16 protein-coding genes and 1 other annotated feature are annotated in these 13568 nt (G+C 55.1%); of the genes, 8 read left to right on the top strand and 8 right to left on the bottom strand.

Annotation, left to right across the window (positions count from 1 at the left end; translation table 11 throughout):
• Positions 1–184: 184 nt before the first annotated feature.
• The 7 genes from IEY11_RS02390 to nth all read right to left on the bottom strand — a co-directional run bounded on the left by IEY11_RS02390 (position 185) and on the right by nth (position 4857).
• Complete coding sequence (locus tag IEY11_RS02390) at positions 185–628, bottom strand: pyridoxal-phosphate dependent enzyme (RefSeq protein ID WP_407926637.1); 444 nt, start codon at positions 626–628, stop codon at positions 185–187.
• Positions 625–1236 (bottom strand): phosphoribosylanthranilate isomerase, encoded by a 612-nt coding sequence (locus IEY11_RS02385; protein ID WP_188885651.1) that lies wholly within the window; start codon positions 1234–1236, stop codon positions 625–627. The genes IEY11_RS02390 and IEY11_RS02385 overlap by 4 nt, the downstream gene beginning before the upstream one ends.
• On the bottom strand, positions 1233–1673 hold the full coding sequence (locus tag IEY11_RS02380) for a hypothetical protein (RefSeq protein ID WP_119215107.1): 441 nt from the start codon (positions 1671–1673) through the stop codon (positions 1233–1235). The genes IEY11_RS02385 and IEY11_RS02380 overlap by 4 nt, the downstream gene beginning before the upstream one ends.
• A gap of 90 nt (positions 1674–1763) precedes the next feature.
• On the bottom strand, positions 1764–2330 hold the full coding sequence (locus IEY11_RS02375; RefSeq protein WP_188885650.1) for an anthranilate synthase component II: 567 nt from the start codon (positions 2328–2330) through the stop codon (positions 1764–1766).
• Positions 2330–3406: an anthranilate synthase component I family protein gene (locus tag IEY11_RS02370; protein WP_407926636.1), complete on the bottom strand. Its 1077-nt coding sequence runs from the start codon at positions 3404–3406 to the stop codon at positions 2330–2332. The genes IEY11_RS02375 and IEY11_RS02370 overlap by 1 nt, the downstream gene beginning before the upstream one ends.
• Complete coding sequence (locus IEY11_RS15180) at positions 3343–3807, bottom strand: hypothetical protein (protein ID WP_407926635.1); 465 nt, start codon at positions 3805–3807, stop codon at positions 3343–3345. The genes IEY11_RS02370 and IEY11_RS15180 overlap by 64 nt, the downstream gene beginning before the upstream one ends.
• 75 nt (positions 3808–3882) lie before the next feature.
• Positions 3883–4132: a binding site (T-box leader), on the bottom strand.
• Positions 4133–4218: 86 nt separating this feature from the next.
• Positions 4219–4857, bottom strand: a complete 639-nt coding sequence (gene nth / locus IEY11_RS02365; RefSeq protein ID WP_118563992.1) for an endonuclease III — start codon at positions 4855–4857, stop codon at positions 4219–4221.
• A 210-nt stretch (positions 4858–5067) separates the two neighbouring features.
• Between nth and glyA the strand changes: the two genes are divergently transcribed.
• The 8 genes from glyA (at position 5068) to spo0A (ending at position 13260) form a co-directional block, all read left to right on the top strand.
• The gene (gene glyA, locus IEY11_RS02360) at positions 5068–6309 is read left to right on the top strand and encodes a serine hydroxymethyltransferase (protein ID WP_188885649.1); all 1242 of its coding nucleotides are present in this window, start codon (positions 5068–5070) and stop codon (positions 6307–6309) included.
• 223 nt (positions 6310–6532) lie between these two features.
• A complete protein-coding gene (locus IEY11_RS02355) occupies positions 6533–7879 on the top strand; it encodes a glucose-6-phosphate isomerase (RefSeq protein ID WP_188885648.1) in 1347 nt (448 codons plus the stop codon).
• A gap of 274 nt (positions 7880–8153) precedes the next feature.
• Complete coding sequence (locus tag IEY11_RS02350; RefSeq protein ID WP_188885647.1) at positions 8154–8681, top strand: DUF3592 domain-containing protein; 528 nt, start codon at positions 8154–8156, stop codon at positions 8679–8681.
• A 352-nt stretch (positions 8682–9033) separates the two neighbouring features.
• Complete coding sequence (locus IEY11_RS02345) at positions 9034–9387, top strand: putative ABC transporter permease (protein WP_243022773.1); 354 nt, start codon at positions 9034–9036, stop codon at positions 9385–9387.
• A gap of 84 nt (positions 9388–9471) precedes the next feature.
• Positions 9472–10242 (top strand): type III pantothenate kinase, encoded by a 771-nt coding sequence (locus IEY11_RS02340; RefSeq protein WP_158574677.1) that lies wholly within the window; start codon positions 9472–9474, stop codon positions 10240–10242.
• 94 nt (positions 10243–10336) lie between these two features.
• Complete coding sequence (locus IEY11_RS02335; protein ID WP_188885646.1) at positions 10337–10966, top strand: ECF transporter S component; 630 nt, start codon at positions 10337–10339, stop codon at positions 10964–10966.
• Positions 10967–11144: 178 nt separating this feature from the next.
• Positions 11145–12152 (top strand): SpoIVB peptidase, encoded by a 1008-nt coding sequence (spoIVB, locus tag IEY11_RS02330; protein ID WP_188885645.1) that lies wholly within the window; start codon positions 11145–11147, stop codon positions 12150–12152.
• Positions 12153–12498: 346 nt separating this feature from the next.
• Positions 12499–13260, top strand: a complete 762-nt coding sequence (gene spo0A, locus IEY11_RS02325) for a sporulation transcription factor Spo0A (protein WP_118360776.1) — start codon at positions 12499–12501, stop codon at positions 13258–13260.
• 73 nt (positions 13261–13333) lie between these two features.
• Here the strand turns inward: spo0A and IEY11_RS02320 are convergent, their stop codons facing one another.
• Complete coding sequence (locus IEY11_RS02320) at positions 13334–13531, bottom strand: Arc family DNA-binding protein (RefSeq protein ID WP_158574392.1); 198 nt, start codon at positions 13529–13531, stop codon at positions 13334–13336.
• Positions 13532–13568 lie beyond the last annotated feature (37 nt).

The following is a 13568-nucleotide window of genomic DNA, read 5'->3' as shown; positions in this document are numbered from 1 at the left end:
GGAGAATGGAGAATGAACCTTTTGATTTACCATTCTCCATTTTTATTTACGAATGTGCAAACGAGTTGGGAAACGGTGGGATGAGGTCATCCCGCCCTACGATAACATGAACAATCAACGCAAAATATTACACCATAATCAATATGAAACGAGGGAGAAACAACCGTTTCCCCCTCATTTTTGTTTAGTTTGCGGAGCGTACCGCGTCCTTCATGCTCTTGACGTACGCCTTGACGTGCGGCACGCACTCCATACCCATGAGAGCGGCGGCGGTCGCGGTCGCAACACCGTGCTGACCGGCGCCGGTCTCTGCGATCAGACGGGTCTTGCCCATCTTTTTCGCCAGCAGCGCCTGACCGAGCACGTTGTTGATCTTATGGGTGCCCGTGTGGTTCAAATCCTCGCGTTTGAGGTAGATCTTTGCACCGCCGAGGTCGTTCGTCATATGCTCCGCAAAGTATAGACGCGACGGACGGCCTGCGTAGTTGTTCAGCAGCTCGGTCAGCTCTGCGTTGAATTCCGGATCGTTCTTATAGTGGTTGTAGGCTTCCTCCAACTCGATAACCGCGTTCATCAGCGTTTCCGGCATATACTGACCGCCGTGTACGCCAAAACGTCCCTTGCTCATTGGTTTGCTCCTTTCACAAGCGCCGATACGCGGCGCATCTTGTCCATATCCTTTACATCGTCCGTTTCAATGCCGCTGGACAGGTCGAGCGCATACGCGCCGGTCTGTGCGGCTCTTTGGACATTGGTTTCATTCAGCCCGCCCGCGAGAAAATACGGGTGGTTTACCTGCCCGATCAGCGACCAGTCGAATGTTTTGCTGCTGCCGCCGTAGGCGTGCTTCACATAGGTAGCCAACAGCAGATAATCCACCGGCAGGGTGTCCGCCTGCTCAATGTCGCGGTGGGTCTCCACGCGCACCGCGTAGACGATGGGCGCGTTCGTCAGCTTCCTCAGCCTGTTTATATAATGTAAGCTCTCGCCGCCGTGCAGCTGGATAATGTCGATAACCTCATCGCGCACGAGCGCGGCAATATGCTCCGGCTCGTCGTTTACGAACACACCGACCGCCTTAATTTCCGGGTCGAGGTGCTCCTTGAGCCGCGCCGCGTCTAAATCCGATACATGCCGGCGGCTCTCCGCGAACACAAAGCCGATGAAATCGGGTTTTACTTTGTTTGCGGCTTCGATATCCGCTTTGCGGGTCAGTCCGCAGAATTTCAGCTTCACTTTGCGGCCTCCCGGAGTGCGTCAAGCGCCTGTTTCTTATCTGCGGCACGCATGAGGTACTCGCCTACCAGAACCGCGTCTGCGCCCGACTGGGACGAAACCGACCGGTTGCCGTGCTTTGCAACCGGCACACCGCCTGCCGCCGCCACGAATGCGGCGGTCGTGGAGATGTTGAACGAGCCGACCTCGTCACCGCCGGTGCCGACAATGTCCATGACCGCGCCCTTCGGCTCAATGTGCGCGCCCTTTTCGCGCATGACCTCGGCGCAGGCGGTAATCTCGGTGATGGTTTCGCCCTTCATGCGGAGCGCCGTCAGCAGGGTTGCCATTTCGATGTCGGTCGCGGTGCCGTCCATCATTTCCTCCATTGTTGCACGAGCGATGGTGTAGTCCAAATCACGACCGTTGATCGCTTCGTGAATTGCAAGCTGAATCATTATATATCGACCTTTCTATTACATCTATTATATCATTACTAATTGATATCTTCTCCGTAGGGCAGCCCGCCCTACGGTTCTGGTCAAACTTTACATAGACAGAAAGTTTTTCATAATGGTTGTTCCCTGCGGTGTAAGAATGGATTCCGGATGAAACTGCACACCGTAAATCGGCATGATCTTATGCCGCACAGCCATGATCTCTCCTCTTTCATCGCGGGAGATGACTTTCAAACACTCCGGCAGACTGTCCGGTGCGGCGACCAGAGAATGATAGCGCGCTGCCATCGTTTTCTTTGCCAGACCCTTGAACTGCGGCTCGTCGGTATCCACCTCGACGATGCTCTGCTTGCCGTGCATAAGCTGCTGCGCGTGCTCAATTTTGCCGCCGAACGCTTCGCAGATGGCCTGATGACCGAGGCACACGCCAAGGATCGGGATGCTGCCGCCGAGCCTGCTTACCACTTCCTCGCAGATGCCCACGTCCTTCGGATAGCCGGGCCCCGGAGAAAGAATGATGTGCGAGGGATTCAGTCCCTCGATTTCGCTGACGGTGAGCGCGTCATTGCGGACAACGCGCATATCCGGCTCGATAGCCGCCGCCTGCTGAAACAGGTTATAGGAAAAAGAATCGTAATTGTCGATCAGGAGAATCATTATCCGTCTACCTCCGATGCACGCTCGATGGCGTTCATAACTGCCTTTGCCTTGTTTGCGCTTTCCATATACTCGTTATACGGCACGGAATCCGCAACGATGCCGCCGCCCGCCTGCACGGTCACGGTGCCGTTCTTCTTGGCAGCCATGCGGATGGCGATGCAGGTATCCATATTGCCGGTGAAATCCAGATAGCCGAGTGCGCCGCCGTATACGCCGCGCGGCTCACTCTCCTGCTCCTCGATGATTTCGCAGGCGCGGATCTTGGGTGCGCCGGACAGCGTTCCCGCCGGAAGCACGGCTTCGATGGCGTCGCACGCATCGTACTTTTCGTCAATGTCGCCCTCGACCTGCGAGCAGATGTGCATGATCTTGGAATAGCGGTGGATCATCATGTAATCGGTGACCTCCACCGTGCCGATCTTGGACACGCGGCCGAGGTCATTTCTGCCGAGATCGACCAGCATATTGTGCTCGGAAAGCTCCTTTTTGTCCGCGAGAAGCTCGTTCTCGAGCACCTTGTCCTCCTCCGGCGTTTTGCCGCGCGGACGCGAGCCTGCAACCGGGAAGGTGGTCAGGCGGCCGTTATCCAGTCGGATGAGCGTTTCCGGAGAGGAACACATGATCTCGTCCCCATCAGTGGAGAGGAACACCATGTACGGTGAGGGATTGGTGGTGCGGAGCACGCGGTACGCCGAAAGCAGGCTGTCCTGATACGGACTGGAGAACTGACGCGACTGCACCGCCTGAAAGATATCGCCGTCAAAGATGTATTCGCGGATTTTCTCCACGATATCGGCGTACTGCGCCTCGGTGACGTTGCAGGTGAAGCTCGGCCTGCCGGTTGCCTTGAGCGGCGGAAGCGGGGTCTGGTCGTTGATCAGCGCCGCCATACCCTCGAGTGCCGCACACGCCTTGCCGTAATTCTCCATCACGCTGTCGGTCTTCATGTTGACGATGAGCACGATCTTCTGCTTGAGGTGGTCATACGCAATGACCTTGTCGAACAGCATCAGATCAAAATCATCCCATGCGCCGCGCTTGATTTTGAGCGTCGGCTCCGCGTAGCCGAGCATGGCATACGCGAAGTAGCCAACGAAACCGCCCGTGAACGGCGACTGCCCCTCGAGCCGCGGTGCTCGGTGAGCGGCTTGTCGGTCTTGACCGTCTTGTTGACCGTACCCTCGAGCGTTACCGTGCCGTTTTTGCAGGTCGCACGCAGGATCGGGTCGTAGCCGAGGAAGGAGTAGCGCGCCCATTTTTCGCCGCCCTCCACGCTCTCCAACAGGAAAAAGCGGTCGGAACGGGTCTGCAGCCGGCGCAGCAGCGAAATCGGCGTTGTCATATCGGCGTAGATCTCGCGGCAGACCGGAATGGTCGTATACTCCTTCGCGAGCTTCAAAATCTCGTCACAGCTTGGGGTAATCATTGTGTTTTCCTCCATCTGCATAACAAGCGCGGTAAAAACCGTATTCATCGTGTTTTATCTCTTGGGTTCGTGCAAGCGTCGTAGACGCAATAAAAAAGGCTTCTGTCCTATGATACAAACGTATCATGGGACAAAAGCCTGTTACTTCTGCGGTACCACCCAAATTGGCGTACAAAAACGTCCACTCTGCCGTGTGCAAACACACACGCTCCCATGATAACGGCGGGAATCCCGTCAGCCATACTCTCTCTGCGGATTTGAGGCTGCCCTCACAAGTCCATTCAGTAACGTCCTCTGCTGCTCTCCTCACACCACCGGAAAGCTCTCTGGAAGCACGGTCTCGCTCTTACTCACTCTTGTTCTGCGGTTTTGCTTTTTCTGAAATCAGTATATTCCTACGATGAAAATTTGCCAAGTGGATTTTCTGTGTTTTTTTGCAAATCCCACTTTTTCTCTATGTTATTTTGCAATGGGATAGGACGGGCACACCGCGCCGAGCGGACAGCCCTCGCACTTCGGGCTGCGGGCGGTGCAGTGCTCGCGGCCGAACAGCACCAGCCGGTGGCAGAAATCGGACGATTCCGCCGGGTCGAGCAGCTTTCGCAGGGCATTTTCGACCTTTACCGGGTCCTTCTCGTTCTTGACAAAGCCCAGCCGGTTGGACAGCCGGATGCAGTGCGTATCGCACACAATGGCCGGTTTGCCGAAAATATCCCCGAGGATGAGGTTGGCGGTCTTGCGGCCGACGCCCGGGAGCTTGAGCAGCTCCTCCATGGTATCCGGCACCCTGCCGCCGTAATTGGCGATGAGCATCATGGCGCACGCCTTGAGGTCGCGCGCTTTGGTGCGGAACAGGCCGCAGGTCTTGATGGCCTCGGCAATCTCCTCCTCGGACGCATCCGCGAAGCTCTGCAGGGTCGGAAACTGCTTGAATAATTTTTCTGTCACAATATTGACGCGCGCGTCCGTGCACTGCGCGGAAAGCCGGGTGGCGAACAGCAATTCATAATCGTGTGTATAATGCAGGGCGCAGACCGCCTCCGGATAGACGGTTTTCAGCAGTTCGGTAACGGCGGCGGCACGTTCTTTCTTAGTCATTTTGTTATCCCCTCTCCACAAGTTTTCCTACGATAATTGTAGCATATTGTCGAAAAAAGGGCAACCGTTTGCACAAAAGTGCACAATGTAACAATTTCACTATAAACTGCTAAAGCGGTAACGCAAAAATCAGATGTTTGTCAATAGATTCCATGCGAAAAATGTGGTTAAATTATAATAGTAAATTCTTATCCGGCAGGAGGCTGTATCATGGTTCGTCAAGCAATGGACTTCGTGACAGCGTTCGACCCCGAACTCGGACGTATGATCGAAGCGGAATACAAACGACAGGCGCGCAACATTGAGTTGATCGCCTCGGAAAATATAGTCAGCGAGGCTGTTATGGCGGCAATGGGCAGCGTGCTGACCAACAAGTACGCCGAAGGCTATCCCGGCAAGCGCTACTACGGCGGCTGCGAATGCGTTGATGAGGTGGAAAACCTCGCAATCCGCCGCGTGTGCCAGCTGTTCGGCGCGAAATACGCGAACGTGCAGCCGCACTCGGGCGCGCAGGCGAACATGGCGGTCTATCAGGCGCTGTGCAAGCCGGGTGATACCGTGCTCGGCATGAGCCTGGACAACGGCGGTCACCTGACCCACGGCTCGCCGGTCAATCAGTCCGGCCTGCTGTACAACATCGTGCCCTACGGCGTGGATGAGAACGGTCTCATTGACTATGATGCGCTCCGTGCCCTTGCAAAAAAGGAGCAGCCGAAGATGATCATCGCCGGTGCGTCCGCGTACCCGCGCGCCATCGACTTTGAAAAATTCGCTGAAATCGCACACGAGGTCGGCGCGTACCTGTTCGTTGACATGGCGCACATTGCCGGTCTGGTGGCTGCCGGTCTGCACCAGAGTCCGGTCCCCTACGCGGATGTCGTCACCACCACCACGCACAAGACGCTGCGCGGTCCGCGCGGCGGCGTCATCCTGACGAACGATGAGGAACTGGCAAAGAAGTTTAACAAGGCCATCTTCCCCGGCACACAGGGTGGCCCGCTCGAGCATGTCATCGCCGCAAAGGCGGTCTGCTTCGGTGAGGCGCTCAAGCCGGAGTTCAAGGCGTACCAGCAACGCGTCGTCACCAATGCCCGCGTGCTCGCGGACGCACTCCGGAAGCAGGGCTTCGACCTTGTGGCGGGCGGCACGGACAACCATCTGATGCTCATCGACCTGCGAAAGACCGGCGTGACCGGCAAGGAGCTGCAGCGCCGTCTGGACGAAGTGTACATCACCGCCAACAAGAATGCCATCCCGAACGACCCGGAAAGTCCGTTCGTCACCTCGGGCATGCGCATCGGCACGCCCGCTGTCACCACCCGCGGCTTCGGTGCGCCGGAGATGCTCCGCATTGCCGAGTTCATCTGGCAGGCCGCAACCGATTTCGACAACAAGGCAAACGATATCCGCCGAAATGTACGCGATATCTGCGCAAATTTTCCAATTTACTAACAATTTTTGCCGATTCTCTACTATGGGAATCGGCTTTTTGGTTGGCTTTGTTCGGTTTGCATAATGCAAAATTACCTGTCATAAACAGTCGAGCAGATAAAGTTTTTGTAAGGTTTGAACAAAACGCTTGCCTTTTCCCGTCAGTATGCTATACTTAGATACATGAGGGAGAGCAAATCCCGCCAAATGGCTTGGAGGAAATAACAAAAGGGGAAATGCAGTAATGGGAATTAAACTGAAACTGACCGGTCTCCGGCGATTTGTCCGAACCGAGGCTGAGATTGCGGACTACACCGCGCAGGTCGCGGCAGCGCAGGACACGCTCGTGAACGGCACCGGCGCCGGAAACGATTTTCTTGGCTGGCTGAATCTGCCGGTGGATTATGACCGGGACGAGTTTGCGCGCATCAAGCAGGCGGCAAAGAAGATTCAGCAGACCTGCGATGTGCTGATCGTCATCGGCATCGGCGGCTCGTATTTAGGGGCACGGGCAGCCATCGAGTTCGTAAACGGTCAGTTCTACAACCAGACCCGCCCGGAGGGCATTCCGGAGGTGTACTTTGCCGGCAACAACATTTCGTCGTCCTACTTAAACGACATTATCAAGATGATCGGTGACCGCGATTTCTGCATCAACATCATCTCGAAGTCGGGCACGACCACCGAGCCTGCCATCGCCTTCCGCGAGCTGAAAAAGCTGTGCGAAAGCAAATACGGCAAGGAGGGGGCGCGCGAGCGCATTTTCGCCACGACGGATAAGGAGCGCGGCGCGCTCAAAAAGCTGGCGGATGACGAGGGCTACGAGACCTTTATTGTGCCGGATGACATCGGCGGCCGTTTCTCGGTGCTCACGCCGGTCGGTCTGCTGCCGATGGCTGCAGCCGGTCTGGACATTGACGCGGTGATGGCAGGCGCTGCCGCCGCCCGCGAGAACTATTCTCATGGCTCCTTGCACGACTGCGCGCGCTATGCGGCACTGCGCAATCTGCTGCTGTTCAAGGGCAAATCCATGGAGATCATGGTAAACTACGAGCCGTCGCTCGTCATGCTCGGCGAATGGCTCAAGCAGCTGTTCGATGAGTCCGAGGGCAAGGACCATAAGGGTCTGTTCGTCACCTCAGCGAATTTCTCCACCGACCTTCATTCCATCGGTCAGTTCATTCAGGACGGCTCGCGCATCATGTTCGAGACCGTGCTGTGGGTCAAGGAGCCGCGCTCCGAGATTACCATCGAGCATACCGAAGAGGACATCGACGGCCTGAATTATCTGGCAGGTCAGACCGTGCAGCACGTCAACCAGAAGGCGTACGAGGGCACGCTGATCGCCCACATGGACGGCGGCACGCCGAATATCATCATTGAGATCGACCGCACGGACGCTTGGCATTTCGGCTATCTGGTCTACTTCTTCGAGAAGGCCTGCGGCATTTCGGGTTACCTGCTCGGCGTAAATCCGTTCAATCAGCCGGGTGTTGAGGATTATAAGAAGAATATGTTTGCACTTCTGGGCAGATCGGGTTTCGAGGAGCGGAGAAAGTACCTTGAGGCTCGTGTCAAGCTGGAAGACTGATCGTCCCTTTTACCCTTTTTGTTGATGGGGTATAACTCCGGTGATTTCACTAAATCACGCACATAACCGATACCGGATACCCAAAAGATGCCGAAGGCAACTTCGGCATCTTTTCATGCCTCAAAAGAAGCACAAAAATATTGTATGATACAAAAGAATTCTCCCTTTTCAGAATTGTGTACTTATGGGAAATGAGCTTATAAATATACATTGCAAACAGCAGACATCTATTTTATAATCAAATATAAAAATCGGAACTTGAGGTGATGAAACTATGGCTGAAATACAAATTGCATGGTTAGAATTGATGACAGTTGGAGGTCTTGGTGTAATATTAGTTCTACTAGGAGTTATTTTCAATATCATTGTAAAAAGACAGAATAAATTGTGTACAAAAAAGACAGACGGTATTGTTAAACAATATGGGTTTCCTGGAAATGGAAGAGTGTACCCAATCGTTGAGTACTTTGTGAATGGAACTTGTTATAAAGCAAAGAAAAAATTTCGAGGAATTATAACAACGCAACTATCAGGAGTACCTGCACCGATGAAATCAGAAGTCTATGAAGATGAAAAAGGATGGCTACATGTAAAAACTGGAGCTATTGCAAATTTGCGTCAATTTGCGGAGCAGTTGTGGCCTATCAACAGTAAGATGACAGTTTATTATAATCCAAACAATCCTAAAAAGTGCTATGTTGATAGACCAATTTCAAAAAGTTTTACTTCCATGATGTTTATCATAATGGGGACAGTAACAATACTCTCGAGTGTACTGGTATTCTTTTTGATGCAGTTATAAATTGCAAAAGATAATTGCTAATCAGACAAATTCCAGTTTGTTGAACTGAATAGCATATTCTGACCGATAGGAGCAAGGTTAAAACCCACCTTGCTCCTTTTCCAATGCTTAAAGTTCCGTCAAATCGACGGAGGGATTGGCGGATAGGCTTATATCAACACAAAAGGTAAAAGGGAGGACTGATCCCTTTGCTGTATTCAAGGAGAGAGCGCTGTGCTCTCTCCTTTTTATTTTGCGCGTATGCCAAATTGAGAATGGAAAATGCCAAATCTCCACGCTCATTCTCCATTCTCAATTACTCCTCCCTTGCGTAAATCCCGCCCTTCCGGGTAAAATAAATGCGGTGATGAAAATGAAACTCCAAACTCCCGCAGTCTTTGCGCTGGGCGCGGCCGGCTATGCCGCGCTTGAGCTTCTCTGGCGCGGACGCACCCACTGGACGATGGCGCTGACCGGCGGTGCGGTTCTGGTCGGTCTGCGGCAGCTGCGGCGGCGCGTACACGAGGAAAACCCGCTCTCCCGCTGCCTGTGCGGCGCGGCATGCATCACGGCGGCGGAATATGTGGTCGGCTGCACGGTCAACCGGCATTTCCGGCTGCGCGTGTGGGATTACTCGCATGAATTCGGCAACGTTCAAGGGCAGATCTGCCCGAAATACGCCGTGCTGTGGACGCTGCTCGCCGCGCCGATCATGCTGCCGAAATAAGGCGAAAATGTATGCCTCTCCCCTTGCAATACGGTTTTCAATGTCTTATAATAGTGGTAAACTATGCAGAAAAGGAGACACACCATGCTGATTGCAGTCAATGCAGGAAACAGCCGCGTTTTGCTCGGCGGCTATGAGGAGGACGGACAGGTTTTTTCTGCCTCCATCGCAACCGAGCCTAAGCTGACGCGCGACGACTACGCCTGCAAGCTGCAGCAGGTGCTTTTGCTGTACGGCGTGAACGTGCGCCGCATCCACGGCGGTATTGTCAGCTCGGTCGTTCCAAGCATGGTCGGCGTGCTCGAGGGTGCGCTGCGCCTGCTCGGCATCCGCGATGTCATCGAGGTATCGAGCGGCGTCAAGACCGGACTCAACATCCGCTCCGAGCAGCCGCGGCAGGTCGGCTCGGACCGCGTAGCCGCTGCGGTGGCCGCCCGTGCCAAGGGAAAGCTGCCGTGCGTGGCGGTTACGCTCGGCACCGCGACCACGTTCACCGCGCTCGATGGGTCCGGTGCGCTGGTCGGCTCGGCCATCACGGCGGGCGTGCAGCTGAGTCTGCTCGCGCTCCGCGAGCAGGCAGCGCAGCTTCCGGCGGTCGCCATCGACGCCAAGGACGAGGGCATTCTCGCCCGGAACACGGTCGATGCCATGCGCGTCGGCGCGGTTTACGGTGCGGCGTCGCTCGTGGACGGCATGGTCGAACGCTTTGCGGAAGCGCTCGGAGAAACGCCCTACGTCGTGCTCACCGGAGAGCTTGCGCCGCTCGTCACTCCCTATCTGCGTATCCCGTTCGAGTACGATGAAAGCCTTGTGCTCGATGGTCTGCACCTGATTTGGAAGAAAAATCGGGGTTGAAAGAGATTTGGCAGCGAATTTCTATCGCTGACCACCACAATTTTTGTATTGCGCTGTACCTGTCAAAGCAGGACGGCAGCAGGAGGAATTACAAATGAATAACAAAACTACCAATGTACGGTATCTCGCGCAGCTGGCGCTGCTTGCGGCGATCGAGGTCGTGATGAAGCTGATGGGTCTGGGCAGCGTGCCAGTCGGTCCGCTGTACATGTCGTTCCTGACCGTGCCGATCGCTGTCGGCGCGATGAACATGGGTCCGACCGCCGGTGCAATTCTCGGCGGCGTATTCGGTCTGGTCAGCATGAAGGACGCCATCACCGGCGTGTCGGCTATGACAAGCGTATTTTTCCAGATCAGCCCGATCAACACCTTCGTTCTGTGCGTTGTCATGCGCGTGCTGATGGGCTGGTGCGTCGGCCTGCTGTTCCGCGTGCTGCGCCGCGTGGACCGCAAGAAGAGCTGGAGCTATTTTGTCGGTGCGATGTCCGCGCCGCTGCTGAATACCATTTTCTTCATGGGTTACATTGTTCTGGTGTTCTACAAGACCGACTACATTCAGGAGCGCGTTGCCTCTCTCGGCGTGGCTAACCCGCTGTCCTTCGTGGTTGCACTGGTCGGCGTGCAGGGTCTGATCGAAATTATCGTCGGCTGTGCGGTCGGCGGCGTGCTCGCCCGTGCGGTAGCATCGTTCCTCGGTCATTGTGCACCTGCAAAAGCAGAATAAATCATTGCTAATTGCGGCAGTTTCTCTCATTTTTCACAGAGAAACTGCCGTTTTGCGTTCCCGGAAAACCTTTCCGTACCCAGAGAATTTCCGCGCCGCCAAATGTCCGGAAGAATAGAAAAGGTTCTCAGCGTTGTTTTCATGCTCCGTGCGGCATAGTAATAGCGGAGGTGAAAAAATGCAAAAAAATCACGCAAAACGCACGGTGCTTGCCCTGTTCCTGCTGTTTGCGGTGACAGTTTCCGCGCAGGCGGCAAAAATCGCCGAGGTCATCCCGATCGGGCACACGGTCGGCATCAAAATGCAGGCGGAGGGCGTGCTGATCGTGCAGCTGACCGAGGTGCAGGGCGCGGACGGCACGCGCTCCCCTGCGAAGGAGGCGGGCGTGCAGGAGGGCGATGTGCTGTGCCGCGCCGGTGAGACCGCGCTGCACTCGAACGACGATCTGCAGAAGCAGGTCGCGCTCTCGGCGGGACAGCCGATCAAGCTAACGCTCGAGCGCGGAGACGCGGAGAAAAGCGTCACGGTGACGCCGTGCCGGGACAAAACCGGTGCATACCGCATCGGCGTGCTCGCGCGCGACAGTCTGGCAGGAATCGGCACACTGACCTACGTTGACCCGCAGACCGGCGCGTTCGGCTCGCTCGGTCACGGCATCTGCGACAGCGAGACCGGTGTGCTGCTGCCGCTGCAGGAGGGCACGATCATTCACTCGACGGTGAGCAGTGTGCAGCGCGGCAAGGCGGGTGAACCGGGTTCGCTGCAGGGCGAATTTTCGACCGAAAAACCGCTCGGAACCGTGGCGCAGAACACAGAAAGCGGCATTTTCGGCACCATGACAGACGATTCACTGTACAGCGAGCTGCAGTGCGTGCCGGTCGCGTCGGCAGACGAAATCAAAATCGGTGACGCGGAAATCCTGTCCAACGTGGACGGTGACAGCGTGCAGCGTTATTCTGTCCAGATCGTCAAGCTCTATCCGGCGAACGACGAATACGGGCGCAGCATGATGCTCCGCGTGACCGATTCGCAGCTTGCGGAGAAAACCGGCGGCATCGTGCAGGGCATGAGCGGCAGTCCGATTCTGCAGAATGGCAAGCTGATCGGCGCGGTAACGCATGTGCTGGTCGATAATCCGATGGAAGGGTACGGAATTTCGATGGAGAAAATGCTGGCGGCAAGCTGACAGAAAGAGTGAAGAATTCGCACAGGCAGGAGTTTTGCAATGGCTTACCATTTCCGCAGGGCGCACATTGTGCGCCCTTTCTTTTGGGTTAATCGCCACTGTTTTATTGTCGAAAACCGCAGTTTTGCTTGTATTTTGTCTATTTCCGGGGAATTTTGAAAATATGCGGGAATTGCAAAAGCGGTCGGTCTGACCGATCGTTTCGGGTAAATCGACAGATTTTGTCGAATTCTGTCTGCAATTTTCTGTCCATATTTTTACAAAAGGTCTTGCAAGTTATGGTAGTATATGGTAATCTATTGCCAAGAAAAAGAGATAAACTTTATCGGAAAGCTGGTTATGACATATGGATGAGAAAATTAGAGTTTTACTTGCAGACGACGACACCGAATTTTGCGCGCGTATGTCGGCGGTACTGGACAGTGCGGACGATTTTGAGCTGGTCGGCATTGCGGAAAACGGCGAAAAGGCACTTTCCGCGGTCAATGAGCTGCGGCCGGATGTACTTATCATTGAACTGATGCTGCCGGTGATGGACGGCATGAGCGTGCTCAGCCGCCTGCACGAACAGGACGGACCGCATCCGGCAGTGATGGTATTCTCGGCGTTTGCAAGTCCGCAGATCGGCGCGGAATGCGCGGCGCTCGGCGTGGATCTATTCCTGCGCAAGCCGATGGAGCCGCAGGCGGTCTGCGAGCGGCTCCGCCTGTGGCGGACCGGTCAGCTGCGCGCGGTCAAGGCCGAGGAAAGCATGGCGCTTGAGCTCCGCGTGACCGAGGTGATTCACCAGGTGGGCGTGCCGGCGCACATCAAGGGCTACCAGTATCTGCGCGAGGCCATCATGATGGCGGTCGAGGATATCGAGTCGGTCAGCGCCATCACCAAGGTGCTGTATCCGTCGATTGCCAAAAAGTTCAAGACGACCTCCTCCCGCGTGGAGCGCGCCATCCGGCACGCGATCGAGGTCGCATGGGATCGCGGCGACATCGAAACCCTGCAGAATTACTTCGGCTACACAGTTTCGGGCATCAAGGGCAAACCGACTAATAGCGAATTTATCTCGATGATTGCCGACCGGCTGCGCCTGCAGATGCGGTTTGGGGCGTAAAAAAACAATCACCACAAAACGAAACACCGGCGCAGACCATAACAGTCTGCGCCGGTGTTATTATTTAGATAATTTAAGGCTCGTCCACGATTTCCAGCTTGTCGAGTGCGAATTCCACGCACTTTAGGATCAGCTCATTGCGTGTGCGTCCGGTGCGTGCGGCAACGCGATCAAGCTGTTTTAACACCTCATTCGGCATCCGGCAGGACACAACCGAGGTCTCTCCATAGCTCTTTTTTGCGCGAATAATAAACTTTTCTTCTTTATCCATAATTATCATACCTCTGTATTATTCTACCCGATTATTT

This window comes from Butyricicoccus faecihominis (genome assembly GCF_014648015.1).
Classification (GTDB): Bacteria; Bacillota; Clostridia; order Oscillospirales; family Butyricicoccaceae; genus Agathobaculum; species Agathobaculum butyriciproducens.
The sequence above is the reverse complement of the archived record's forward strand: the minus strand, read 5'-3'. Positions and strand labels throughout refer to the sequence as shown.

Bases quoted from the DNA above. Each gene is read 5' to 3' on its own strand.
- IEY11_RS02375 (WP_188885650.1), bottom strand. From the start codon at position 2,330: ATGATTCTCCTGATCGACAATTACGATTCTTTTTCCTATAACCTGTTT.
- glyA (WP_188885649.1), top strand. From the start codon at position 5,068: ATGGTTCGTCAAGCAATGGACTTCGTGACAGCGTTCGACCCCGAACTC.
- IEY11_RS02320 (WP_158574392.1), bottom strand. From the start codon at position 13,531: ATGGATAAAGAAGAAAAGTTTATTATTCGCGCAAAAAAGAGCTATGGA.
- IEY11_RS02390 (WP_407926637.1), bottom strand. From the start codon at position 628: ATGAGCAAGGGACGTTTTGGCGTACACGGCGGTCAGTATATGCCGGAA.
- IEY11_RS02355 (WP_188885648.1), top strand. From the start codon at position 6,533: ATGGGAATTAAACTGAAACTGACCGGTCTCCGGCGATTTGTCCGAACC.
- IEY11_RS02335 (WP_188885646.1), top strand. From the start codon at position 10,337: ATGAATAACAAAACTACCAATGTACGGTATCTCGCGCAGCTGGCGCTG.
- IEY11_RS02345 (WP_243022773.1), top strand. From the start codon at position 9,034: ATGAAACTCCAAACTCCCGCAGTCTTTGCGCTGGGCGCGGCCGGCTAT.
- nth (WP_118563992.1), bottom strand. From the start codon at position 4,857: ATGACTAAGAAAGAACGTGCCGCCGCCGTTACCGAACTGCTGAAAACC.
- IEY11_RS02340 (WP_158574677.1), top strand. From the start codon at position 9,472: ATGCTGATTGCAGTCAATGCAGGAAACAGCCGCGTTTTGCTCGGCGGC.
- spoIVB (WP_188885645.1), top strand. From the start codon at position 11,145: ATGCAAAAAAATCACGCAAAACGCACGGTGCTTGCCCTGTTCCTGCTG.
- IEY11_RS02350 (WP_188885647.1), top strand. From the start codon at position 8,154: ATGGCTGAAATACAAATTGCATGGTTAGAATTGATGACAGTTGGAGGT.
- IEY11_RS02380 (WP_119215107.1), bottom strand. From the start codon at position 1,673: ATGATTCAGCTTGCAATTCACGAAGCGATCAACGGTCGTGATTTGGAC.
- IEY11_RS15180 (WP_407926635.1), bottom strand. From the start codon at position 3,807: ATGAATACGGTTTTTACCGCGCTTGTTATGCAGATGGAGGAAAACACA.
- spo0A (WP_118360776.1), top strand. From the start codon at position 12,499: ATGGATGAGAAAATTAGAGTTTTACTTGCAGACGACGACACCGAATTT.
- IEY11_RS02370 (WP_407926636.1), bottom strand. From the start codon at position 3,406: ATGCTCGGCTACGCGGAGCCGACGCTCAAAATCAAGCGCGGCGCATGG.